This is a genomic window from Exiguobacterium sp. s101, from assembly GCF_018617835.1.
GTDB classification, from domain to species: domain Bacteria; phylum Bacillota; class Bacilli; order Exiguobacteriales; family Exiguobacteriaceae; genus Exiguobacterium; species Exiguobacterium marinum.
This window is the reverse complement of the sequence record NZ_JACSKX010000001.1, coordinates 327,207-350,975: the sequence shown is the minus strand read 5'-3', so window position 1 is coordinate 350,975 and position 23,769 is coordinate 327,207. Positions and strand designations below refer to the sequence as shown.

The window sequence follows — 23,769 nt, the reverse complement described above, 5'->3', positions numbered from 1 at the left end:
TCGGGTAAGGACCTATGAAGGAGGTCAGATCATGGGTCCTTATCAAATTGATTTCACAGTCGTGCAATATGTCAATCGTCAAGTCCAGCCATCAGGTCGAGCGAGCATCGAACCGGTGACACGCATCAAACGTGTTCAACGTATCCGGCCTCGGCGGGAAGAATGGCTAGAAGAAGAGCAAGAAAAATACCCCGGTCGCTATGTCGACCGGAGCATATAAGTTTAACCACGGAAACGGAACGTCTCATAGACGTTCCACGTTTCGTTTTCGAGTTCGTACATGACGGCCATCCGTGTGATGGTCTCTTCAAAATGAACTTGTTCCATACGCAAACGCTCGAGTACATCGAACAGTTCCGCATCGGTCAAATCTTGACCGATGGTGATATGCGGCAAAAATTCATATTTCGGCGGTTGATTGAGGATACCTTCATGTAACCGCTGGTGAAGCGTGGATAGTTCACGTGTCGGGAGTACTTTCAAATACAATACATTGTTTGTTGGTGCGAAAGACCGGACACCATCGACTTTTAATTGAAGCGGTTTAGTCGAATCTGCGACTTGCTGTAAATATTCTAGTACTTTCGGCAACTCTTCTTCTGACACTTCTGTACGTGCTTTAATTGTCACATGAGGTGAAATTAACGCATATTTCGTGTCATAACGTTTTCGATAAGAGTTCGCAAAATCTTGCACTTGTTTTGACGGAAATAAGACTACCCCAATCTTCATTCCTCTTCCCCCTTTAATCGTTTACACTACATGTTTATGATGAACGATTTAATAAGCGAAGTCAAAGCAGGGTTCGTCTTTTTTTCGATTTTTCAGTATAATGGTTATATCATATAGAGAGATTATAACTCTCTGAACGAAGGGATGTGAAGCAGGATTCCGATCCTGCGCATACAATGAAACACGTACCACACTCACGAGACGTCCGAGAAGCGGCTCGTGCTCGTCTATTCGAGCGCGGCGTCACAATCGAATCGATTGCGGAGATTGTCTATCAGATGCAAGCACCTTACTCACCGCATCTTTCATTAAAAGATTGCATGGATTCTGTCGAGGCGGTTCTCGACAAACGTGAATTACAACATGCAATTCTTGTCGGCTCAGAGCTTGATATGTTGGCAGAAAAAGGTCAGTTATCAGAACCACTCTTATCAATTATCGCATCTGATGAGGGATTATTTGGTGTGGATGAAACGATTGCGATTGGTGCCGTCAACACATATGGTTCGATTGCCGTGACCACATTCGGATACTTAGACAAGGCAAAAATAGGTATCATCAAGCAACTTGATACGAAGATGGACGATGGTCAAGTTCATACGTTCATGGATGACCTCGTCGGCGCGATTGCGGCAAACGCTTCAGGGCGTTTGGCACACCGGTTACGCGATATGGTCGATTTCGGAGAAGAAGAGATACGTGAACGAAAAGGGTTATATTGATGGCGTGGACACCGAAGAAGGTAATGATAGCCGGGACGGTCGCTTATGTGATCGTGTCGGTGTTTGTCGTTTTAGGGGCGGTCGATCCGATGAACACAATCGTATATGAATGGTTACAACCGTTACCGAATCGTATATTTTCATACGTAACAGAATTAGGGAGTGCTCAAGTGATCGTTGGACTCTCGATTTTAGGATTGTTATTTTGGTTATGGCGAGGGAATCGTGTCGAGGCTTGGCGCCTAGCGCTCGTGGGAATCGGGACACTTCTGTTGACCCAAGTGTTAAAACTCATCTATGGAATTGACCGACCGCTCATCGATGCGTCTCTTGATGCGACGACGTACAGTTTTCCGAGCGGACACGCTTCCGGTTCGTTTGCGCTGTATGGATTGATGGCATATGTACTGTATAAAAAGGGGCAGTCGAAGGTCGCTATTGCAATACTCGTCTGTCTTGTGGTTGCGGTGTCGCTAAGTCGGGTCATCTTAAATGTTCATTACTTTAGTGATGTGCTCGGTGGATGGTTCGTTGCACTGACCATGATTGCACTCTCTGAATGGTTCATAAGGAGGAAGACAGTTTGATCATCGTCGTAGATGTAGAAAAATGGCTGTTTGTTCACAAAAAAGAAGCGGATGAAGCATCAATCCCTACGATTTTAGTGGAAAAAGATATTGAGGGGGCAACTTGGTTCACTTCGATGAGAATTTTGTTCCAATTGAAAAAATGGGCGAGTCAACGCCAGTTTATCCCGCTTTTATCTTATAACGAAGGGACGTATCGTTCGTATGAAGTGTTTCATGTCGATGCCGTCCCACCGATGACGTTACTCGATGGAGGGCGGACGTTACTTGTAAACAACCAACGTGACGAGACTTACGATCTCGCCTTGCAGAAAAGTGGGCATGAATCGGAAGAATCCGTCTTGTCGTTCGCGTTTCACTATATTGAACAGGCGACAGGCGAAGATGTCGTGTTTGCGGGAAATGGCACGATTGACGTATCTCGAGTCGTTCCAAACGAATTATGGGATGCGACTAACCGACTCGATTCCGGCCGTCGCCTTTTTGAGTGGATGAGCGAAGAAGACTCACGTAAGGAGAATGGACATGACTGATTGGGAGACAACGTTTCAGCAATTGTTAGAGGGACAAGTAGAGGAAGTGAAAGTGCTGAAAGAAGACTTCTTACTTGTTCGAACTATGTTAATTGAGAATGGTTGGCTTTTCGAAGTTGTAGGGGAAGCCAAGCATGGGGGAATAACCATCTATCGGAAAAACTCGATCACGCCGACTTCATAATATAAAGAGAAATGAAGGGAAGTTCCGAATTTAGATAAAGAAACAAGGTCTTTCTCCCACACGGAGACAAGACCTTGTTTTGTTTAAGCGTTTGAAGCTAATTTGATTTTTTGTCGTTTCATCTTGTGTAGTAACCATGCATAAAGGACTTCACAAGAGTTGTGAGGAAGGGTCAGCTCCACAAGCGGGTGAGTATGACCAAATATAGTGAAGCGCGAATGGTCCTCGTCGAGCAGAGAGACTTGAATGTCGGTCGCATCCTGTAATGAAATGCGTTGTTCCCCTGCATGAGCATCTTTTAATTTCAGCATTTTTCCATTCGTCGCAAACTTGGTGAACGAAGAGACTCCTTGTACTTTCAGTTGTTCCATTTCGTGTATCTATCCATCCGCGTGATGAATAGATTTTCACCTCGCTTTCTCTATATTGCCTTCCATTCCTCCAGAAGGTTATTCCTAGTATAACGCCTCATTCAGAAAAGAAAAGTGTTAATTTAACAAAAAATTAAGACAATTTGTTATCAATTTTTAAGGATAGCGTTCAAGCCCGGTTATGAAGGGAAATTGCTTGAAATAATCAGTCTGAAAATAACAAAAAAGAACCTCTTGTCCAGAGGTTCAGATACGTTAGTTACATGTGTGACCTTATAACCGCTCGATTTGCCAAGTACGACGGCGATATATCAACTGTCCTTTAAGTGCGATGGACTCTTTCTTGGCGTCGAAGTCTTCTTCGAGGACGGACATGTCCTCATAACGGCCAGCCACATAGAAAGAAATAACAATTTGTCGATTGAATAAACTTCGTTTTGTATGATCGAAGTCGATGATTAGCCCTTGAGGTGCCAAGTCGAGCAATTCATCAATTACAGGAAGTGGGATCGGGACAAAACTAATGTTGCGAATGTCTCGGTCGAGTTTACTTTGCAACATGTTTTGAACAAATCGATTGATGGTCGACCAGTCTCGAATGTAGAGGCTACTGTGCCGATCATTCGCTTCGTTGAAAAAAGCAATCTCATTATCGAGCGAATCCAAAAACGGTTTTTTAATCCCACGTTCCATATGACTTAAAAACAGGATCTCTGCAATCTCATGATCAGACAACGTTTCAAGCGTGTTGTAATCTGGAAAGTCGATTGCTGTGAATGTCGTTTGGTTATTCAAATACTTTGACGAGAACGAAGAAAGCTCATGCGCTTCGATATAGCGAAAACGTGACCGTGATGATTGCCTCATCCCTTTAATATCGGTTCGACAAATGATCATCGGCCTCCTTACGGAAAAAGCCTCTGTTACATCGGCCAATGTTACACCATGAAGCGTGAATCGTTGGACGTCTCGGTCTAGTTTCAAATAAAAGAGTTGTTTTGACATATGGTATCCCCTCAGTTTGACATACTACATTCATAGTAGCAAAAACACTTGGTTTCTGCCATCTTGAGACGATTACTGAGGATTGAGTTCGATACATTTGGGAAAAGACAAGTATAATTGAGGAAATGAATAGGAAAGGCGGGTTCCATATGTGGGGATTGAAACGTAGTTTTCCTGAGCTCGCTACGCCACGGTTTATCCTTCGGGAGCTTGAACCGCGTGATGCAAGAGCGCTTTATACCATCTTATCCACGGAAGAAGTGATGCGATATTATGGGTCGGACCCGTTGCTTGCCGTCTATGAAGCGAAGAATGTGATCGCTTATTTTAAAGATCAATTTCAGCAAGGGAAAGCCATCCGCTGGGCGATTTGCGATCGATTTACGAACGATTTGGTCGGAACGATTGGATTTCACAATTGGACCGCCCAATACTATCGTGCTGAGATTGGATTTGAGGTCTCTCATCATTATTGGAGACAAGGTGTGGCGTTTGAAGCGGCTACGGCTGTCATCCAGCACGGATTTGAAGAGTTCAAGTTCCACCGGATTTCCGCATTGGTCGCACCAGGTAATGAAGGGTCGAATCGACTCGTACAAAAACTCGGGTTTATCGAGGAAGGATTATTGAAAGATTATGCGTACAGTCATAGTCGTTTTATGGATTTGACGATGTATCGATTACTCAAAACAGAATGGGAAGAAAAGGAGCATTCAATCTTATGAAAGCACTTGTCTTGTTACATGGATTATGTGGTTCGCCACAGTACTTTGAACAGTTAGAACCTTTGCTAGATGCGGAAGTTCATGCATTCATATTACCGGGTCATGCAGGCACGGAAGTGGGACCGGAAACGATGGATCAGTTCGCGGACTGGGTCATTGAAGAGATACGACTGCGTAATCTTGACAAACCACTCGTATTCGGGCATTCATTCGGGGGATATGTGACTACAAATCTCGTTCGTCGTTATGAGAGCGAGTTGTCTGGGTTTGGACTGATTCATTCAACCGCTGCGTCAGATTCAGAAGAGGCTAAAGAAAAACGTAATGCGGCGATCAATAAAGTCATCGAAGAAGGGGTAAAGCCGTTTATTGATGGGATGATTCCGAGTGTCTTCTCGAATGATTCAGACCCTATGCTCGTCGAAAATGCGATTAAGATTGGATACCATATGTCGGTCGACGGAATCGTGAATGCGCAACGAGCGATTCGGGATCGTGAAGATGAAGTGAACACTGTCGAGGCAACCGAACTTACGGGATTATTCATTTATGGAGAGAAAGATCCGAACATGAATGAGGACCGGGCGTTTTTAGGTGCGAGTCGTCACACGACCGCCGTTGTCCCTTACAGTCATATGGGGATGATGGAAGCACCTCAGGAAGAGGCTGCGATTATTAATCAATGGCTACAGGAGGCTTCTCATGAAAAAGTATAAATTGATTGCGATTTCTGGCAGCCTTCGGAAACAATCATTCAATACGGCTCTTCTCCGCTCAATCATCGGACTTGCTCGAGACGATTTTGACATTGAAGTCGTCTCAATCGAGCTCCCATTATTTAATGATGATTTGATTGACCCAGATGAACCGGAAGTGGTGGCAACTTTGAAACAAGCCGTTCGGGAAGCGGATGGATTACTGATCGTCACTCCGGAATATAATCACAGTATCCCAGGTGTCTTGAAGAACGCGATTGACTGGCTCTCGCTCGAACCGGGTACCCCACTTCGGGATAAACCGGTCATGATTGCCGGAGCGTCTCCAGGTATGCTCGGAACGGCCAGATGCCAGATTCATCTTCGACAAGTATTTGCCACAAATCGAGCAAATGTTTTACCAGGAAATGAAATCTTTATAACGCATTGTAAAGACAAAATCGGGGAATCAGGACTTCACGATGAAAAGTCCATTAGACAAATTAAAAAAACGTTATTTGAGTATTATAAATGGATTGAATTTTGGAAGCGTAGCGCAAAAAATTAACTTGAAGTCGTTCTTGTTGTTTGATAGAAAGGAATTGTGAAAACAAACACAAGAGGAGCGACACCAAAATGGAAACTTACATCGAACTGTACAATGGCGGCGAATTAGGTGATCGGGCGGTAATGAACGATGGAATGACGTTTGGACGTATGACGATTGTAGAGTTGTTCTATCAATCCAATCATATTTTCGGTTATGTAAATGAAGACGGAGAAAAACGTTTCTTCCTTGAACCGATTGCAGATGACGACACGTTTACTGTGGATGGTGATACGTATTCGCTCCAACAGTTCATCGCGCTGTTCTAAACATAAATAGACGAATGATTGACGCAAGCGACTCGCTTGCGTTTTTTTGTCATTTTCGTCACGATGAAGAGTGAGGTGATGAGAATGAAACTAGTAGCAATTGAACCAACACCAAGTCCAAATAACTTGAAAATTATCGTAGAACCTCCATTTGAAGGAAGAGGCACCACGTATGACAAAGCGAGTACCGATGCTCCGGTCATCATTCAGGAGATTGTCGCACTTCAAGGGGTGAAATCAGTCTATGCTGTATCTGATTTTATCGCTGTCGAACGTCATCCGAAACATGATTGGCACGACGTGATGAATGAGATTCGTCGAGTTTTTGGGGAACAAGTCGAGGAAGTCGAGACCGCCCAAATGGATACGGACTATGAACCGGTTCACGTTTCTGTTCAGTTTGTACTCGATGTTCCGATGCAATTAAAACTCGTCAAAGGGGACGAGGAAAAACGAATCGGACTGTCGAAACGATTTGTTGATGCAGCGATGGAAGTTCAAGCACAGGTGAAAAATGTTATCCAAGACCGTCGTTGGGTGGAACAAGCCCCACGTTATGGCCAACTGGATGAAGTCAGTGCCGTCGCTCAAGAAGAGTTGGAGGCTGCGTATCCAAAAGAACGTGTCGAACGCATTGTAGCTCGGGCATTCGGACGCGAGGCTGATTTTGAGACGAACGCGAATCATTTACAATCGGAGAACTGGAAAGATCGGATGGCATTCCTAGATGAACTCGAAATCCATCATGAAAATATGCCATATTTCCGTCGTTCACTAGAAGATTCAGTGATGGCCATCCGTCGACAGGCTGTCGTTATGATCGGGATGTTTGAAGAGCGACGTGAGGAATATGTCACATATATCGAACAAGCCTTAGTAGACGCTTCTCCTATTGTGAGGCGCACAGCTGGGGACACAGTCTCAGACTGGGCGTTACCTCAATCACAGCCATCGATGATTGAAGCGCTAAAAGATAAGAACAAACTTGTCCGTTGGCGTGCGGCTCGATTCTTGTTTGATTGTGGAGATGAACGAGCTGTACAAGCCCTATCAATTGCCGAAGAAGACCGTGAATTTGAAGTTTCATTACAGGCAAGACTTGCGAAAGAGCGGATCACGAGCGGGGAAACGGCACTTGGAACGGTATGGCAACAAATTTCTAACCGCTCTAAATAACTTGTTTCGTTCGACAAGTGTTGAATCAATTTGATTTACAATTTAAGGTAAAGAGGAGCGTCTGCAGTGCGGATTGCTCCTTTTTTCATAAAATCATATGCACATTTCCCCAATTGCTTAACATTTGATGTAAGCGTTTCGACAATAGGTATAATGTCATTGGTTCACTGTCGAACGATAGGACATATATATCGGTTTAAGATTGGTACACTAGGTTTATCACAGATGAACAAAGGAGCCTTACTTATGATATTGTTTGCAGAAACGCCTGAACTTGTGGCTTATAAGGAAGTAGTAGGAGAAACGATGGTCGTCACGTTTGAATCGATGCACAGTGAGACGTTCTCGATTACGGCTCAAGTCCGGTCTGATCTCGATATCGCAGATTCATTGTTCATGACCGGCTGGCAGCAATACATGGAACAAACTAAAGTTTCGTAAAAAAGGTAAATAATATAAGGAAAATCATTACAAACGTCTGCACTTTGTATACACTAGTGCTATAGACGTTTTTTTATTTTGTTGAGGAGAGTGGGATCCATGAAGAAAACTTGGTTGCTCGCCGTAGTGACGGCAATCTTATTAGTCGTAGCAGGGTGTGGTAAAGAAGAGGCGAAACCGAGTCAAGTGAACAGTGATTCGTCTGAACCACCGGCTCCATTGACGCTCGACACGGAAGTGGCATACGATTCATCTGCAAATACACTGTCGGCAACAATCAAAATGACGAACCCAAATGAAGAAGCCGTGGACGTGACATTCAATACGTCCCAGCGCTATCAGTTGATTATCAAGCAAGGTGACAAAATCGTATTTGATTATGGTAGCGAATTTATGTTCACGGAATCGATTATTGAAGAAAAGTGGGCAGCGGATGAACAGAAGATCTTCGATGAGGTCTTACTGTTAGATGAATTAGAGACTGGTGAATATTCAGTCGAAGTGGTCGGGCTCGCTCAAGTCGACGGGGCTCCGGAAATTGCTGTAACGGATGAAACGACGTTCACAGTTGAACGATCTGCCTCAGAAAAACCTGAAGAAGATACTTCAGAACCAACTACATCAGAACCTCAATCAGATGGTGCGTTCCGTGATGTACAAATTGATGTGAATGACACGATGATTCAAGTTAGTGGTTTCACGGACGAGGTAGAGTTCGAGTGGTCTGTATCAGATGGGCATAACCTGTATGCACAAGGAGCAGCTGAAGTCACAGGAGGCGGATTCTCGTTTGGCGTGTTGCTCGACGAAGCACCAGCGGATGATCAACAATTGTTCTTAGAAATGACACCGATTGGTGGAGAAGTCACATCATTTAAAATTCAATAACTTTCTTGACGGAAACGATTGTTTCCGTCTTTCTTTTTTTTAGAGTGCTAGTTGACGGGGTATAAGGATTATCGGACAATATAGCAAAATGAGAGAATAGTGGGAGGGTCATCCATGCAACAACATATCATTGAATCAACACATGTCAAACCGACCATCGATCCGAAAGAGGAGATTCGACAGCGGATTGACTTCTTGAAAACTTACGTGAGACGAGCTGGTGCGAAAGGACTCGTCCTAGGTATTTCAGGAGGACAAGACTCAAGTTTGGCCGGAAAACTATGTCAACTCGCGATGGAAGAGCTGCGATCGGAAGAGGGTGGAGAATATACGTTTTACGCGATAAGATTACCATATGGTGAACAACATGATGAAGGTGATGCGCAACTTGCTCTTGAGTTTATACGCCCGGACAAAGCATTGAACATCAACATCAAACCTGCTGTCGATGCATCACTTGAGGCGTTCCGACAAGCGACTGATCTTGAATTGAGTGATTTCCATAAAGGAAACACGAAGGCGCGAGAACGAATGAAAGCTCAATATGACGTCGCGGCAACTTTCGGTGCCCTCGTCGTTGGTACCGACCATGCAGCAGAGTATGTGACAGGATTTTATACGAAACATGGCGACGGTGCATGTGACCTCACACCTTTGACTGGCTTGAACAAGCGTCAAGGAAAAGCACTTCTCCACGAATTGGAGGCTCACGAACGTGTCATTTATAAAGTACCGACAGCAGACCTTGAAGATGGTCGTCCTGGACTTCCTGACGAAGTGGCGCTTGGTATGACGTATGATCAACTAGATGATTATTTAGAAGGAAAATCCATCGACCCGGAGATTGCCGAACGAATCGAGACGATTTTCAAGCGTTCACGTCACAAGCATCATATGCCTGCCTCTTTGTACGACGAGTGGTGGCAATGAAAATAGGAGAAGCTGTCGCGATGACAGCTTCTCCTTTATTTGTTTCACGCTTTCTTGAAAGGGGCGAACTGAATAATCAGAATGCATGTGAATGCGATGAAACTGAGTAAAGGAATTGTGACGAATCCAAAGTAGTTGACCCAGCGAATCAGGCAGTCGTTCGTACAGAAAGCCTCTCCATTAGGGATGCGTTCTAAAATCACGTGGTATAGGCTAATACACCATCCTGCTCCGGCCATGATTCCGACAAACAAGCGGTTGACATCACGAACGGTCAACATGGTGGTCAGATAGTAGATGGCCAGCGGATACATAAAAATACGCTGGAACCAGCATAATTTACACGGTAAAAAGAGCATAACTTCAGAATAATAAAGGCTGCCGAGTGTCGCGACAGCTGCGAAGATAAAGGCGAAATGACGGCGTTGCATCAGAATTCCTCCTAATACTCAAAATATTGAATAAACATGATATGATACATTGAAACAAATACTTATTCAGTATACAATCTTTCAAACGATAGAGAAACAGGTGACGTGATGCAAGTTTCAGAAGTAGAAGTGTTAATTATTCTTGCAGAAGAATTGAATATGCGTAAAGCGGCAGAGCGATTGTTCGTCTCACAACCGGCTCTCAGTCAGCGGCTCGTGACAATCGAGCATCAATGGGGGAAGAAGATTTTTGTTCGATCGACCCGAGGGCTCGCATTGACACCAGATGGCGAGAAAATCATCGAGTTTGCCAAAAAGATGTACAGTGAAGAACAGGAGCTAAGAGGCGAGCTGACAGCAAACCAAGGAGAAGTATACGGGACATTGAAAATCGCCGTCGCCTCTATCATGGGGCAATATTGGCTACCGAAAGTATTAAAGACGTTTGTGGAACGATATCCGTCCGTTCGAGTGAAGTTGGTCACAGGATGGTCGAGTGAAATGATGCGTTATATGCTTGAAGAAAATTATCATATAGGGATTATACGAGGGAATCCGGACTGGCGGGGCGAGCGTATGAAGTTGTTCTCCGACTCCTTACACTTGGTCGATTTGAAGATGACCGAACTCTCCCAACTGAAAAATAACGAACGCTCGTTCATTCAGTTTAAGAGTGATTCGACTTATTACCAGGAAATATTAGAGTGGTGGCAAGAACGGTTTTCAAGTCCGCCACTCACGACGCTTGTCGTAGATCAGATTGAAACGTGTAAACAGATGGCGTTACATGGAATCGGCTTTGCAATTTTGCCGGAGTCGACCATCAAAGACGTCAATGAGATGAATAAGATCCCATTGACCTCATCAGCTGGGGTGCCGCTTGTTCGAGACACTTGGATGCTCTCGACAGAATCGATGTTAGAGTTGGCGCAAGTTCAAGCATTTTGGAATATTGTTGAAGAAGTAACGAAGGAGACTGAATCATGAATTGGGCAATCGAAGCGAGAAGACAACTACATTTAATTCCAGAGGTCGGGTATGAAGAGTTCAAAACACAAGCGACTCTTGAACAATTGATTCGTTCGCTCGATTCACCACGTGTTCAGATCACGCATTGGCGGACGGGGCTCTTTGTACGTGTAGATGGACTTGTCGGTGAAAAGACGATTGGATATCGGGCTGATATGGATGGGTTACCCATTACGGAAGAGACAGATTTAGAATTTGCATCGATTCATGAAGGAATGATGCATGCGTGTGGTCATGACGTCCATATGTCCATCGCGCTCGGATTGATTAAACGTGCCGTCGAAGTACCGTTTAATCATCATCTCGTCATCTTCTTCCAACCTGCTGAAGAAGGACCGGGGGGAGCGGAACCGATGGCGAAATCTGAGTTGTTCTATCACTTTCGTCCAGATGCGTTATTCGGCTTACATGTTGCTCCTGAATATCCGGTCGGGATGGTAGCTTCAAGACCCGGTGTGCTATTTGCAAGCGCGCGCGAGCTCCATATGACGATTCATGGTAAAGGAGGGCATGGCGCCTTTCCTCATGCTGGAATTGATGCTGTCATCGTTCAAGCTGCGCTCATCATGCAACTGCAAACAATCGTGTCACGGAACATCGACCCGATGGGAAGTGCGGTCGTCAGCATCGGAAAAGTCGCGGCCGGGACGAAAGAGAATATCATTGCTGATACGGCTAAATTGGATGGGACGGTACGAGCATTGTCTGATAAAGAAATGGTCGTGCTCGAGAGTCGGATTCGTCAAGTCATCGCTGGGATCGAGATGACGTATAACGTTCAAATTGATCTTGAATTCGGGAATCGCTACCATGAGGTCGTCAACGATGAGCGCTATCTCTATCAATTCGAAGAAGCGGTCGAAGAGGTGGGCTATTCGTATAAGACTTGCGTACCAGCCATGACGGGCGAAGATTTCGGATATATGCTGAAGCAAGTCCCGGGCTTCATGGTTTGGTTAGGGGTAAACGACATGGGGTCGGGTCTCCATCAATCGACACTCAATCCGGATGAACGTGCGATAGAAGTTGCCATTGATTTATTTGATCACTACTTCCGTACAGTCATGATTCAATAACTCGGAGCGGTCGCGTTTGTGACCGCTTTTAGTGTGTTCAAATAGGAGTGAAGCTTGGTGGAAAAGGGAAAAGTGAATGAATGTAAAGCGACGATTTTGTGGCGATTGCTCAAATGTGAACATTTTGCGAACTCAAGCGTTAGGACATTACAGCGCAATACAAAATCATTATGATGAAAGTATCGAAGGGTATTCATCTGTGATTGTCGCTTCATACATGTTTCGAAGTGATAGAGAGAGATAGGAGGTAATCAATAGATGTTTCAAGATCCTGTCCTGATGAGCCGGGCATTGACGGCACTCACATTAGGGTTTCATGTGATTTTTGCCACACTCGGCGTCGGGGTTCCACTTTTAATCTTATTGGCAGAATTTTTAGGGATTCGTAAAAAAGATCCGAAATACACGCTCATGGCTCGACGATGGTCACGTGGCTATGTCGTGACGGTAGCGGTCGGTGTTGTGACGGGTACGGCAATCGGTCTACAGCTTTCTCTATTATGGCCGAATTTGATGCGCGTCGCGGGTCAAACGATTGCGCTCCCGCTGTTCATGGAGACGTTCGCGTTCTTCTTTGAAGCGATTTTCCTCGGGATTTATTTGTACACGTGGGATCGCTTTAAAAATCCATGGCACCACATGCTTCTTGGCATTCCGGTAGCGGTAGGTGCATTGTTCTCAGGATTTTTCATCACAACGGTAAACAGTTTTATGAACCAACCTGTAGGGTTTGATATTGTCGACGGTCGTTTGGCGAACGTTAGTCCCTTTGAGGCGATGTTCAGTCCGGCGATGCCGACGAAGATGGCACACGTGCTGACGTCTGCGATTTTAACATCTGCGTTCATCCTAGCAGCGATCGCAGCCGTACAATTGTTGCGTCAACGTCGTAATCAACTCGACAAGATGTCGATCGAGTACCACAAAAAAGGTCTTCGTTTGACGATGACAGTCGCACTGATTTTTGCGATTGCGACAGCGCTTGTTGGTGATTTCTCAGGTAAATATTTGGCTCAATATCAACCGGATAAATTAGCGGCAGCAGAATGGCACTTTGAAACCTCCTCCGAGGCAGAATTGATTCTCGGTGGTTGGTTAGAAGATGACGGTGAAGGTGGATATGAAGTCCGAGGGGCTTTGAAGATTCCTTATGCACTTTCTATTCTCGCTGGTGGTGTCCCGAACTATGAGGTGACAGGTCTAGATGAATTCGCAAAAGAAGACCAGCCGCCGCTCTTTGTTCACTACTTGTTTGATGCGATGGTCGGAATCGGGATGCTTCTCGCGCTCATCTCTTTCCTATTCGTACTAGGGCGCTATATTAAGCGATTGAACCAGTTCAGTAAACCGATGCTCTTTGCGATTGCAGCCGGTGGACCGCTTGCGATGGCAGCGATTGAATTTGGATGGTTCTTCGCTGAGTTTGGTCGCCAACCTTGGGCGCTTTACGAGTTGATGCGCACGAGTGATGCAGCTACGACATCGGCAAATGTCGGTTGGATGCTTGTCGCTTTCGCGATCCTCTACGCGGTACTTGGAACAGTCACAGTATTGGTTCTATCACGCCTGTTCAAAGAGAACCCAGTAGGGAAAGAACTAAAACAATCCGAACATCGTGGTGAAGCGATGTTTGCGGATGAAGTGTGATCGGAGGGTATGACATGCAAATTCAAGAATTAGGGATTGCCGTCTTATGGACGTTCTTGTACGGCTATCTCATCGTCGCATCGATTGACTTCGGTGCAGGATTCTTCGCCTTTTATAGTCGCTATACGAAACGCGACCATCTAGTGAACCGACTCGTCAAGCGGTATTTGTCCCCGACATGGGAAGTTACGAACGTATTTTTTGTCTTCTTCTTTGTCGGAATTGTTGGATTCTTCCCTGACACGGCTTACTATTATGGGACGGCATTACTCGTTCCGGCATCTGTAGTTTTAATCTTGCTTGCGATTCGTGGTAGCTTTTATGCGTTTGCGAACTACGGGTCGAAAGAAAGTACGCTTTATGTATTCCTTTACGGGGCGACCGGGTTACTCATCCCAGCTTCGATGTCGACAGTATTGACGGTCAGTCAAGGTGGTTTTATCACCGAAACGGAAAACGGAGTCATCTTTGACGCGGCGAAGTTGTTTACCAACTTCTACTCGTGGACAGTCGTCATTTTAGCAATTGTCTCGGTCCTATATATTAGCGCCATGTTCCTTTTGTTCTATGCGGACAAAGCACGTGATCGAGATGCGGTCGAACTCGTCAGAAAATGGGCTCTCTTTTGGAGTGTACCGACGATTATTGCTTCAGGGCTTGTCTTCTTCGGCTTGAAGTCGCAGGCGGCTTGGCACTATGAAAGTATTCTAGGAGGAAACTGGTGGTGGTTCGCGATGAGCTTCCTCTTCTTCGTCATCGCCGTCTCCTTCGTTTATATGAAACGGAACTACGGTATTGCTTTCCTGATGGTTATGGGACAATTTTTCATGGCTTGGTTCGGATACGGATATTCGCACTTGCCGTATATCTTGTATCCGTACATCGATATCAATGGAAGTGTCGTCAACGAGTCGATGGCGGTGGCGCTCGTCATCGTATTCATCTTAGGATTGCTCCTTCTCGTTCCGGCGCTCTATCTCTTGCTTCGTTTGTTCTTGTTCGACAACGACTACGTACGAGGGAAACGCTCGAGTGGAAAAGCATAATGTCAAAGACGGGATTTCCTTTATTTGAAGGGAATCCCGTTTTGTTTTTTGTATAGAGTTTTGAAGTGGAATCAGTTAAACTGAACGAAGAATCAAGAAGAGAATATGTGTAGGAAAGGGATGTAGCATCATGACAGGTGAATTTGCAGTCATCGGATTAGGACGGTTCGGTGGATCGATCGTCCGTGAATTGTCTTCAAACGGATATGACGTCCTCGCCATCGATTCCGATGAAGAACGCGTCAACGAGTTTATGGGGTTAGCCACTCATGCCGTTATTGCCGATACGACAGATGAGAACGTATTGAAAAGTTTGGGGATTCGTAACTTTGAACATGTCATTGTCGCAATTGGAGAAAACATTCAAGCTTCGATTTTGACGACGTTAATATTAAAAGAGCTCGGTGTACAAATCATCACGGTGAAAGCGACAAACGATTACCATGAAAAAGTCCTTCGTCGAATTGGGGCAGACAACATCGTCCACCCAGAACGGGATATGGGCGTTCGAATTGCAAATGGATTGATGAGCCAAAGTATTCTCGACTATCTTGAGTTATCGAATGAACACTCGATTGTCGAAATCAAAGCGTCTGATAAGTTGTCGAACAAATCTCTTATTGATTTGGACTTACGAGCGAAATACGGGGTGAATATTGTTGCCGTTCGTCGCGATGATGATGTCCTCATTTCTCCGCAGGCGGATGAAATGATTTTATCAGAAGATATTTTGATCATCATTGGTAAAGATACTGATCTAGATAGACTCGAGCGGACGTTACGTTCGAAATAAAAAAGACCTCTTGAGCGATACCGTGATTGTTGAATCGTTTGATCCAACTCGACGGTTTGACTCAAAAGAGGTCTTTTTTTAGATTAGATTCATGGTCTTCAAACCGTGTTCGATACCATCTTCGAGGATTGATTTTGTCACAAAATCCGCAACGTCCTTCGCTTCAGAACGAGCATTGCCCATGGCGATACCTGTCCCTACATATTGGAGCATGGCCAGGTCATTCAAAGCATCTCCGAAGGCGTACGTATTTTCAACGCGGTAGCCGTTCGTTTCGATAAAGTGATGGATGCCATCGGCCTTACTTGCCCCTTTATTGATCACGTCCATCGCATGAGGGTGCCAACGAATGAAATCGAACTCCTGATAGGTACCGATATAGTGATGTTCATCTTCTGGCGTACAGTAGAGGAGTGTCTGGTACACATCCTCTTCCACGTGGAAGTTCGGTTCAAATCGAGGAATCGGCATGGCGAGCTCTCCGAGGGATTGATTGACAATGGTATCATTCGGTTTTGAGGCGCCTCCACTATCCTGTCCTAAATAGACGAGGGTATGGTCATTTGATGTGGCGTGAGTCGTCAAACGGTTTAAGGCGTCTTTTGAGAGCGTATTACGATACACGATTTCGCCTTGATGCACTACGATTTGACCGTTGTAACATACAAGGCTGTCAATCCCGACGCGTTCTGGGATGTCCGAGAGCATGGCTGGTCCTCGCCCCGTAGCGATAAATGTTTCGACACCATTTGCCTGCAAAGCTTGAATTGCTGAAATCGTTGAAGGTGGAATATAACTTCCTTCATGTAAAAGCGTTCCGTCAATGTCGAAAAAAACAACTTTTTGGTCTTCCATTTGATTCACCATTCTTTCTCTTTGTCTAAAAATATGTTTTTCGAACCCACTAAAAGGATAACATGAATTAGGGAAACTACCATGAATATCACATCGTTAGTGAAATATTGGCATGATATGAGCTATAATGAAAAAAGAATCTTACGGGCATATTCGAGAATTACTTATGTTTCACATAGATGTATTAATAATTAAAGTAAGGAGAGATTAAATGAAGTTTGTTAAGAACCACCAAACAGCTGTGTTCGCATTAGGCGGACTAGGAGAAATCGGGAAGAACACATATGTTGTTCAATTCCAAGATGAAATCATCGTCATCGATGCGGGAATTATGTTCCCAGAGGATGACTTGCTTGGAATTGACTATGTGATTCCAGATTACTCGTACTTGATTAAAAACAAGGACAAAGTAAAAGGGGTATTTATCACGCACGGTCACGAAGACCATATCGGTGGGATTCCATTTTTACTAAAGCAAGTTCAGTTACCGATTTATGCGACAAAACTCGCCCTCGGTTTGATTAAAGTAAAACTAGAAGAGCACGGATTATTACGTGAAGCGGAGCTCCATGAAATTGATGAAGATGCAATCGTTAAATTCCGAAAAACGAGCATCTCGTTCTTCCGTACGACTCACTCGATTCCGAACTCACTCGGTGTCGTCGTGAAAACACCACAAGGGAATATCGTGCATACGGGTGACTTCAAGTTTGACTTCACTCCGGTCGGTGAACCGGCAGACCTCGCTAAGATGGCGGAAATCGGAAAAGAAGGTGTGCTCTGTCTTTTATCTGACTCTACCAATGCGGAAGTCGAAGGTTTCACGATGAGTGAAAGTGTTGTCGGAGGTACCATTAGCGAGACGTTCCGTAAGGCAGACGGTCGTATCATCTTTGCAACGTTTGCATCAAACATCTATCGATTACAACAAGTGGTCGATGCCTGTGCCGAGACTGGACGCCATCTGATGATTTTTGGTCGCTCGATGGAAAAAGTCATGACGATCGGGCAAGAGCTCGGTTTCATCAACGTTCCGAAAGGGATGATCATTGAGACGAATCAAATGCGTCATTACGACCCGAATGAGATTGCGATTCTTTGTACCGGCTCACAAGGTGAACCGATGGCCGCGCTCAGTCGCATCGCAAACGGGACACACCGTCAAGTGTCGATTATTCCTGGAGATACGGTCATCTTCTCATCTTCTCCGATTCCTGGTAACGCCATTTCCGTCGGGAAGACGATTGATCAGTTGTATAAAGCAGGGGCGGACGTTGTCTATGGGAAGTTGACTAACATTCATACATCAGGACACGGTTCGCAACAAGAACAGTTGTTGATGATTCGTCTACTCAATCCAAAATTCTTTATGCCGATTCACGGTGAGTATCGGATGTTGAAGAAACATGCGGAACTCGCTGAATCCGTTGGCATCCCGAAAGAGAACAGCTTCGTCATGGATAACGGGGAAGTGCTCGCCGTCGATGCCGATTCGGCTGCTGTCACCGGTAAAATTTCTGCGAATGCTGTTTATATTGATGGAAATGGAATTGGCGACATCGGAAATATCGTATTAAGAGACCGACGCATCTTGTCTGAAGATGGACTCGTTGTCGTCGTCATCAGCATCGACGGCAAGACACGTAAACTCGTGTCAGGACCAGATATCATCTCACGAGGATTTGTCTATATGCGTGAATCAGGTAGCTTGATTCGTGATGGTGAACGTCTGCTGAAGAAAACGGTCGAGCAAGGATTGTCAAATAAGCAGATGAAGTGGTCGGAGATGAAGCAACTCGTGTCTGAGACGCTCACACCATATTTGGCACAAAAGACGCGGAGACACCCGATGGTTCTACCGATTATTATGGAAGTATGATTTGAACGGGCTGTAGAAAACTACAGCCTGTTTTTTTTCACCGCAATTAAGGAGGGGAAAGTATGGCTAATAAGACTGGGAAAAAGAAGTGGTGGAAGTGGGGGACGGCAATCATTGCGGTCATTTTTCTCATCACGCTCGTATATCATCAAATCAAACCATTACCGGAAGGGGTGTCACGTCAGTCCGAACCATATATGATTTCGGATGACCAAATCGATTTTCTACATGATCTGACGTATCAGGGTGAGGATACAGAAATTGTCAAGCAAGAAATCTTTAATGAAGTGGAACGAGCCATTCGAGAGGCGAAAGATTATATCGTCATGGACTTCTTCTTATTTAATCCTTATTCGAACGAAGATCGGCAATATCCAGATATTACTTCAAGACTCTCTTCCGCGTTGCTTGAACAAATGGAACGCTATCCGGAATTAAAGGTTGTTTTTATTACAGATGAAATTAATACGACATACAACGGTCACGTGTCAGACTATTTCTACGTACTAGAGGAAGCAGGGGCAGAAGTCGTTTACACGAATCTTGACGAACTTCGTGACCCGAATATTTTATACTCCTCGTTTTACCGGATGGCGATTCAATGGTTCGGAAATAGTCAGGACGGTTGGTTACCGAATCCGATGGCCTCATCTGCGCCGGACATTACTGTTCGTGCGTATTTGAGGCTGTTAAACATCAAAGCGAACCACCGGAAGGTCATGGTCACTGAAAATGAAGGGTTCGTGTTATCTGCGAATCCGCATGACGCCAGTGGGTATCATTCAAACGTCGGTGTCCATTTAAAAGGACCGATTTTAAAAGAAATCATTGAAGGCGAGCAAGCGGTTGCGACGTTCTCGAAAGGGGATGCACGACGCTTCCCGGATGACGAGGCGTTGTCTAGCATTGAGAGCGAACCGTCTGAGGCGACAATGAAAATTCGTTATGTCACGGAAGGGAAGATTCAAGAGTCGGTGCTCGACGCGATGAATGGAGCGGACGATGGAGATACCGTTTGGATCGGAATGTTCTACCTGGCTGATCGGAATATCATCCAGGCAATCGAGGACGCCGCGGGACGAGGTGTGACCGTTCATTTGATTCTCGACCCAAACACGAATGCGTTTGGTCGTTCAAAGTCGGGATTACCGAACTTACCGGTGACAGCCGAACTAAATACCGTCAACCCGGAACGAATCGAGATTCGCTGGTATGACGTTGGCAAAGAGCAGTATCACCCGAAAATTCTATATGTCGATGGAGATGAGAAAACGGTCGTGTTAGGCTCTGGGAATTATACGACCCGAAATATGAATGACTATAACTTAGAGGCAGATGTCGAAGTGAAGGGGGAAGGAGATACAGCATTCTTTGATGAAGTGGACGGATATTTTAATCGTTTGTGGAATAACGAGAACGGGACATATACGGTAGCATATGACGAAATACAAACAGACATTCCACTCGGTAAGTACGCGATCTATTGGCTTCAAAAAGTCACGTGGACGATGACATATTGAAAAAACAGCTATCCTCAGTCAAATGGGGATAGCTGTTTTAACGTTAATTCGTCTCAATGGGATTAAATTCATTCGTGTATTCGTACAAGAATTTCCCCGTCTCTTCCAATACATCGCTCTTTCGATGGAGCGAGAAGTGGTCATATGGGACGGTTTCGGTTTGAATATTATTTGTATACTCTTCTAGTAGCAGAGAACTGGATTTCTCGATAAGATTAAATTCGCCACCTCGTCCGGAAAATGAGAGTACTTGTACGGAGCGTGGCCATGTCTCAAGTTTTGATTGGAATGCTTGCAACCCATCCGAGTTAGGTGATAAGTCACGGATAGCGGGACTACCTGTATTGATTCCGAAATTACTTGCAGATAGTCCGAAGTTCGCAAGTCGTGTGCCGCCGAACGGACTATCAAACGTGACGAACTTATCCACGATGTAAGTCTCTTGATTCAGGATATAGTTGGCAACAGCAACACCACCCATACTGTGACCGATAATATACATGCGATCAAACGAACGATTTCTTGTTTTTTTATACGTTTCGATGGCAGCGTTAAACCACTTCGTCTGGTTGTTTAAAGAAGCCTCCGCATCTTCGAATTCGATTCGGACAATAGGGCGATTCGAACTATAATCATAAATTTCACAATCGGCTTTTCCTTTTACAGTAACAGTGCAGAGTGCGCCATCAGTCGCTTGACCACTTTGTTCCATAGCTTGAGAGAAGCGAAGGAAGGTCCGATCTGTACCGAGTAGACCATGCACTGCAAAAGTAGGGATGAATTCATTCGTTTGTGAAGCTTGACGAACCGCCTCAGATTGTCGCTCGTTCGCTAACTCTTGTCGGAATGTGACAATGATGAGCGATAGCGATAGCGAGACAATTAAAAGTCCTAGCAGTCGTGAACGAATCGAGGTCTTTCTCGGATTGCCAACATTTCGACGATATTTACGCCAAATAAAATAGGATAAGATTACCGCCGCAATGAGTACGATGATCGTCACAATCCACGCTTTGATGTTTGGTACGTGGGCGACGAGCTTCAAATTGTTTTGGCGTCCTCCATATACTTGCCACTCAACATGTTTCATAGAACGGAGATCAAGACCGGTCCCGTCCTCGACAAACACGCCGGTCGGCACGTTCAAGTTGAAACGGATATCGGCTTGACGGATATACCGCTCAGCTAACTTTTTAGGAGACCCCGTCAGTTCAACTCCTGGTAAGTCGACTTGATCAAGTCGAAGGTCGAGGTTCGTCTGAAGGGTGTAAGAATCGAACCAGATACCCTCTCGCTGTTCGATGTCGAATCGAATGTCTGGAGGAACCAAAATTCCAGCTGGACCCGTTTTCCACTCTTCTTTAATCTGTTGCAACTCATCCACATTTTTAAATGTCTTCCTCAAAACCATTCCTTCATAGTCGTCGGTACTCGAGTAATCATCCGTTTCATACCCGTTATCCTCAGCCTGTTCTTTCCATGTATCCCAATCGAGCCTGAGATTGAGCAACTTCATGACCGGATGTTCCCGAAAGGCGTATGTCGTTTCGAGAGAAACGGACTGATCGTAGTTTACAGTCGCGTCATAATTAATACGTACACATCCCCCGATTAAAAGAAATAAAAATGGGAATAGTAACAACAGTGCCCTTTTTCTCGAGCTTTTCATGTTAAATCGGATCGCCGTAAGATTCTAACGGGTTCGCTGTATTGATACGGTCATAAAATAAAATTCCGTCCAAATGGTCTAGCTCGTGCTGACAGACGATGGCGCGCATTCCGCGTAAGCGAAGCTTAATCGGCTTCCCGTCTCGGTCGAACCCTTCTAATGTGATTCGACGAAAACGAGGTACATTTCCTTTGACCACGCGGTCTACCGATAAGCAGCCTTCCCCACCATTTAAAAATGTTTGTTCGACGGAATGGCTCGTGATTTTAGGGTTGAAGATGGAGAGTTTGAATGTCTCTTCCTCTTCTTGAAGCAGTATCGTGAAGAAACGACGGTTCACGCCGAGTTGTGGAGCAGCGATTCCGACACCGCCCCGCAGCTCATATTTTTCGCTCATTTCTGGATCTTGACTATTGACGAGGAACGTCTCCATCTCGTCGAGTAATGCCAAATCTTCTTCTTTTGGCGGAATCGGTACTTCAGTTGAGCGAGCGCGAAGCCGTTCATCTCCCTCGCGAATCACATCTTTCATTGTTAACATACACAACTTCCTTTCTATCAAACGTATACGTTTGATTATATCATATTTAATCAGGAAGTAATGTGGATGGTACAGAAGGTGAAATGAAAATAATACAGCGGTAAAAAAGACGTAATATCCCTTCAATGTAAGCGGTTTATTTTAGTGAGCATATTTTTTGCGTTATTGTAACAACCCGTTTTATACTAACAAGGAAACGGCAGGATAGAATAACTTTCCTGAATCACGTTAATACAGATTGCTTTTTTGGACAGATACACGTAAGATTTGAGATAGTGTTTGATCACAAAAAAGACAATTGTCTCATAGTTGAAAGGATGAGGTGAAACGAATGAACAACGTTCAGGTACTTCAAAACGTGGAAGAAAATTTCCAAACGTTCCGTATTCTCGACGAGAAGGGTGAGGTCGTCAACCAAGACGCAATGCCTGACTTAACGGACGAGCAACTTCAGGAGCTCATGCGCCGCATGGTCTATACTCGAATCTGGGACCAACGCGCCATCTCACTTAACCGTCAAGGACGCCTAGGATTCTACGCGCCAGTGGCAGGTCAAGAAGCGACGATGATCGGGACGCAATATGCGCTCGACAAAGAGGACTGGATTCTTCCAGGATACCGTGATATTCCACAACTCGTATTCCACGGACTTCCGCTCTATCAAGCATTCTTGTTCTCACGTGGACACGTGGCAGGAAACCGCATCCCTGAAGGTGTCAACGTATTGATGCCGCAAATCATCATCGGTGCACAAATCGTTCAAACTGCGGGTGTGGCAATGGGTCTCAAACGCAACGGCAACAAAAATGTCGCCATTACTTACACCGGTGACGGCGGGTCATCACAAGGTGACTTCTACGAAGGATTGAACTTTGCAGGTGCATTCAAATCACCAGCAATCTTTGTCGTTCAAAACAACCGCTTCGCTATTTCGACGCCAGTTGAGAAGCAGACGGCAGCTAAGACGATCGCGCAAAAAGCTGTTGCAGCTGGAATCAACGGAATTCAAGTAGACGGAATGGACATTCTTGCAGTGCTTGCAGCGACACAACAAGCTCGTGTAGACGCACTCGAAGGAACACCTACACTCATCGAGTCACTCACATACCGTTACGGACCACATACGCTTGCTGGGGATGACCCAACACGTTACCGTACAAAAGAACTCGATACTGAGTATCAAGAAAAAGATCCGCTTGTTCGTTTCCGTCTCTTCCTTGAGAACAAGAAGCTTTGGAACGAGGATATGGAGAACGAAGTGATCGAGCAAGCGAAGGCAGATGTGAAAGAAGCAATCAGCCAAGCTGACAAAGAACCAAAACAAAAAGTTTCGGACTTCATCAACAATATGTATGAAGAACTTCCTTCAAACTTGAAAGAACAGCTTGAAGAATATACTGCAAAGGAGTCGAAGTAAG

Annotated in this window: 28 protein-coding genes; 21 read left to right on the top strand and 7 right to left on the bottom strand. The window is 45.0% G+C overall.

Features of this window, described 5'->3' with window-relative positions:
- Positions 1–31: 31 nt before the first annotated feature.
- Complete coding sequence (locus KNO76_RS01820) at positions 32–220, top strand: hypothetical protein (protein WP_214881853.1); 189 nt, start codon at positions 32–34, stop codon at positions 218–220.
- Between the two features lie 2 nt (positions 221–222).
- On the opposite strand, the gene KNO76_RS01815 is transcribed toward KNO76_RS01820, so the two are convergent.
- Positions 223–732 (bottom strand): YjcG family protein, encoded by a 510-nt coding sequence (locus KNO76_RS01815; protein WP_214881843.1) that lies wholly within the window; start codon positions 730–732, stop codon positions 223–225.
- Positions 733–908: 176 nt separating this feature from the next.
- On the opposite strand from KNO76_RS01815, the gene KNO76_RS01810 reads away from it, so the two are divergent.
- Genes KNO76_RS01810 through KNO76_RS01795 form a run of 4 tightly spaced genes read left to right on the top strand, consistent with a single transcriptional unit; the run spans position 909 to position 2,758 of the window.
- Positions 909–1,454, top strand: coding sequence for a phosphatidylglycerophosphatase A family protein (locus KNO76_RS01810; RefSeq protein ID WP_026826393.1), 546 nt, complete (start codon positions 909–911; stop codon positions 1,452–1,454).
- The gene (locus tag KNO76_RS01805; RefSeq protein ID WP_214881840.1) at positions 1,454–2,041 is read left to right on the top strand and encodes a phosphatase PAP2 family protein; all 588 of its coding nucleotides are present in this window, start codon (positions 1,454–1,456) and stop codon (positions 2,039–2,041) included. Before KNO76_RS01810 ends, KNO76_RS01805 begins: the two co-directional genes overlap by 1 nt.
- Positions 2,038–2,574, top strand: coding sequence for a hypothetical protein (locus tag KNO76_RS01800; RefSeq protein ID WP_026826391.1), 537 nt, complete (start codon positions 2,038–2,040; stop codon positions 2,572–2,574). The genes KNO76_RS01805 and KNO76_RS01800 overlap by 4 nt, the downstream gene beginning before the upstream one ends.
- On the top strand, positions 2,567–2,758 hold the full coding sequence (locus KNO76_RS01795) for a hypothetical protein (protein WP_214881836.1): 192 nt from the start codon (positions 2,567–2,569) through the stop codon (positions 2,756–2,758). The genes KNO76_RS01800 and KNO76_RS01795 overlap by 8 nt, the downstream gene beginning before the upstream one ends.
- A gap of 83 nt (positions 2,759–2,841) precedes the next feature.
- Here KNO76_RS01795 and KNO76_RS01790 read toward each other — a convergent pair whose 3' ends face one another.
- Together KNO76_RS01790 and KNO76_RS01785 are read right to left on the bottom strand one after the other, a co-directional pair.
- On the bottom strand, positions 2,842–3,129 hold the full coding sequence (locus KNO76_RS01790) for a hypothetical protein (RefSeq protein ID WP_214881833.1): 288 nt from the start codon (positions 3,127–3,129) through the stop codon (positions 2,842–2,844).
- Positions 3,130–3,402: 273 nt separating this feature from the next.
- The gene (locus tag KNO76_RS01785) at positions 3,403–4,134 is read right to left on the bottom strand and encodes a hypothetical protein (protein ID WP_214881830.1); all 732 of its coding nucleotides are present in this window, start codon (positions 4,132–4,134) and stop codon (positions 3,403–3,405) included.
- Between the two features lie 149 nt (positions 4,135–4,283).
- Between KNO76_RS01785 and KNO76_RS01780 the strand changes: the two genes are divergently transcribed.
- The 8 genes from KNO76_RS01780 (at position 4,284) to nadE (ending at position 9,865) form a co-directional block, all read left to right on the top strand.
- The gene (locus KNO76_RS01780) at positions 4,284–4,859 is read left to right on the top strand and encodes a GNAT family N-acetyltransferase (protein WP_214881827.1); all 576 of its coding nucleotides are present in this window, start codon (positions 4,284–4,286) and stop codon (positions 4,857–4,859) included.
- A complete protein-coding gene (locus tag KNO76_RS01775) occupies positions 4,856–5,575 on the top strand; it encodes an alpha/beta fold hydrolase (protein WP_051545982.1) in 720 nt (239 codons plus the stop codon). The genes KNO76_RS01780 and KNO76_RS01775 overlap by 4 nt, the downstream gene beginning before the upstream one ends.
- Complete coding sequence (locus KNO76_RS01770) at positions 5,562–6,122, top strand: NADPH-dependent FMN reductase (protein ID WP_214797859.1); 561 nt, start codon at positions 5,562–5,564, stop codon at positions 6,120–6,122. The genes KNO76_RS01775 and KNO76_RS01770 overlap by 14 nt, the downstream gene beginning before the upstream one ends.
- 68 nt (positions 6,123–6,190) lie before the next feature.
- Positions 6,191–6,430: a hypothetical protein gene (locus tag KNO76_RS01765; protein ID WP_214881824.1), complete on the top strand. Its 240-nt coding sequence runs from the start codon at positions 6,191–6,193 to the stop codon at positions 6,428–6,430.
- 84 nt (positions 6,431–6,514) lie between these two features.
- The gene (locus KNO76_RS01760; RefSeq protein ID WP_214881821.1) at positions 6,515–7,606 is read left to right on the top strand and encodes a virulence factor; all 1,092 of its coding nucleotides are present in this window, start codon (positions 6,515–6,517) and stop codon (positions 7,604–7,606) included.
- A 246-nt stretch (positions 7,607–7,852) separates the two neighbouring features.
- A complete protein-coding gene (locus tag KNO76_RS01755; protein ID WP_015881244.1) occupies positions 7,853–8,047 on the top strand; it encodes a hypothetical protein in 195 nt (64 codons plus the stop codon).
- 99 nt (positions 8,048–8,146) lie between these two features.
- Positions 8,147–8,935, top strand: coding sequence for a BsuPI-related putative proteinase inhibitor (locus KNO76_RS01750; RefSeq protein ID WP_214881818.1), 789 nt, complete (start codon positions 8,147–8,149; stop codon positions 8,933–8,935).
- Positions 8,936–9,049: 114 nt separating this feature from the next.
- Positions 9,050–9,865, top strand: a complete 816-nt coding sequence (gene nadE / locus KNO76_RS01745; RefSeq protein WP_214881815.1) for an ammonia-dependent NAD(+) synthetase — start codon at positions 9,050–9,052, stop codon at positions 9,863–9,865.
- Between the two features lie 44 nt (positions 9,866–9,909).
- Here nadE and KNO76_RS01740 read toward each other — a convergent pair whose 3' ends face one another.
- Positions 9,910–10,296, bottom strand: a complete 387-nt coding sequence (locus KNO76_RS01740) for a disulfide bond formation protein B (protein WP_214702309.1) — start codon at positions 10,294–10,296, stop codon at positions 9,910–9,912.
- Positions 10,297–10,404: 108 nt separating this feature from the next.
- Between KNO76_RS01740 and KNO76_RS01735 the strand changes: the two genes are divergently transcribed.
- From KNO76_RS01735 to KNO76_RS01715, 5 genes are all read left to right on the top strand, one after another.
- Positions 10,405–11,283, top strand: a complete 879-nt coding sequence (locus tag KNO76_RS01735) for a transcriptional regulator CcpC (protein WP_026826380.1) — start codon at positions 10,405–10,407, stop codon at positions 11,281–11,283.
- Positions 11,280–12,401, top strand: coding sequence for an N-acetyldiaminopimelate deacetylase (locus KNO76_RS01730; RefSeq protein WP_214881801.1), 1,122 nt, complete (start codon positions 11,280–11,282; stop codon positions 12,399–12,401). Before KNO76_RS01735 ends, KNO76_RS01730 begins: the two co-directional genes overlap by 4 nt.
- Positions 12,402–12,659: 258 nt before the next feature.
- Positions 12,660–14,048, top strand: a complete 1,389-nt coding sequence (locus KNO76_RS01725; RefSeq protein ID WP_214881799.1) for a cytochrome ubiquinol oxidase subunit I — start codon at positions 12,660–12,662, stop codon at positions 14,046–14,048.
- Between the two features lie 14 nt (positions 14,049–14,062).
- Complete coding sequence (locus KNO76_RS01720) at positions 14,063–15,094, top strand: cytochrome d ubiquinol oxidase subunit II (RefSeq protein WP_026826377.1); 1,032 nt, start codon at positions 14,063–14,065, stop codon at positions 15,092–15,094.
- 130 nt (positions 15,095–15,224) lie between these two features.
- On the top strand, positions 15,225–15,887 hold the full coding sequence (locus tag KNO76_RS01715; protein ID WP_026826376.1) for a potassium channel family protein: 663 nt from the start codon (positions 15,225–15,227) through the stop codon (positions 15,885–15,887).
- A gap of 78 nt (positions 15,888–15,965) precedes the next feature.
- Here the strand turns inward: KNO76_RS01715 and KNO76_RS01710 are convergent, their stop codons facing one another.
- Complete coding sequence (locus KNO76_RS01710; protein ID WP_214881797.1) at positions 15,966–16,754, bottom strand: Cof-type HAD-IIB family hydrolase; 789 nt, start codon at positions 16,752–16,754, stop codon at positions 15,966–15,968.
- A gap of 199 nt (positions 16,755–16,953) precedes the next feature.
- Here KNO76_RS01710 and rnjA point away from each other — a divergent pair, with 199 nt between their 5' ends.
- Both rnjA and KNO76_RS01700 read left to right on the top strand, forming a co-directional pair.
- Positions 16,954–18,621, top strand: coding sequence for a ribonuclease J1 (gene rnjA / locus KNO76_RS01705; protein ID WP_026826374.1), 1,668 nt, complete (start codon positions 16,954–16,956; stop codon positions 18,619–18,621).
- A gap of 62 nt (positions 18,622–18,683) precedes the next feature.
- The gene (locus KNO76_RS01700) at positions 18,684–20,141 is read left to right on the top strand and encodes a phospholipase D family protein (RefSeq protein ID WP_214881795.1); all 1,458 of its coding nucleotides are present in this window, start codon (positions 18,684–18,686) and stop codon (positions 20,139–20,141) included.
- 43 nt (positions 20,142–20,184) lie between these two features.
- On the opposite strand, the gene KNO76_RS01695 is transcribed toward KNO76_RS01700, so the two are convergent.
- Together KNO76_RS01695 and def are read right to left on the bottom strand one after the other, a co-directional pair.
- Positions 20,185–21,810, bottom strand: a complete 1,626-nt coding sequence (locus KNO76_RS01695) for an alpha/beta hydrolase (RefSeq protein WP_214881793.1) — start codon at positions 21,808–21,810, stop codon at positions 20,185–20,187.
- A gap of 1 nt (position 21,811) precedes the next feature.
- The gene (def, locus tag KNO76_RS01690; RefSeq protein ID WP_214881790.1) at positions 21,812–22,351 is read right to left on the bottom strand and encodes a peptide deformylase; all 540 of its coding nucleotides are present in this window, start codon (positions 22,349–22,351) and stop codon (positions 21,812–21,814) included.
- Positions 22,352–22,682: 331 nt separating this feature from the next.
- On the opposite strand from def, the gene pdhA reads away from it, so the two are divergent.
- Entirely contained in the window at positions 22,683–23,768 is a 1,086-nt protein-coding gene (gene pdhA / locus KNO76_RS01685; protein ID WP_026826370.1) for a pyruvate dehydrogenase (acetyl-transferring) E1 component subunit alpha, read from the top strand.
- Position 23,769 lies beyond the last annotated feature (1 nt).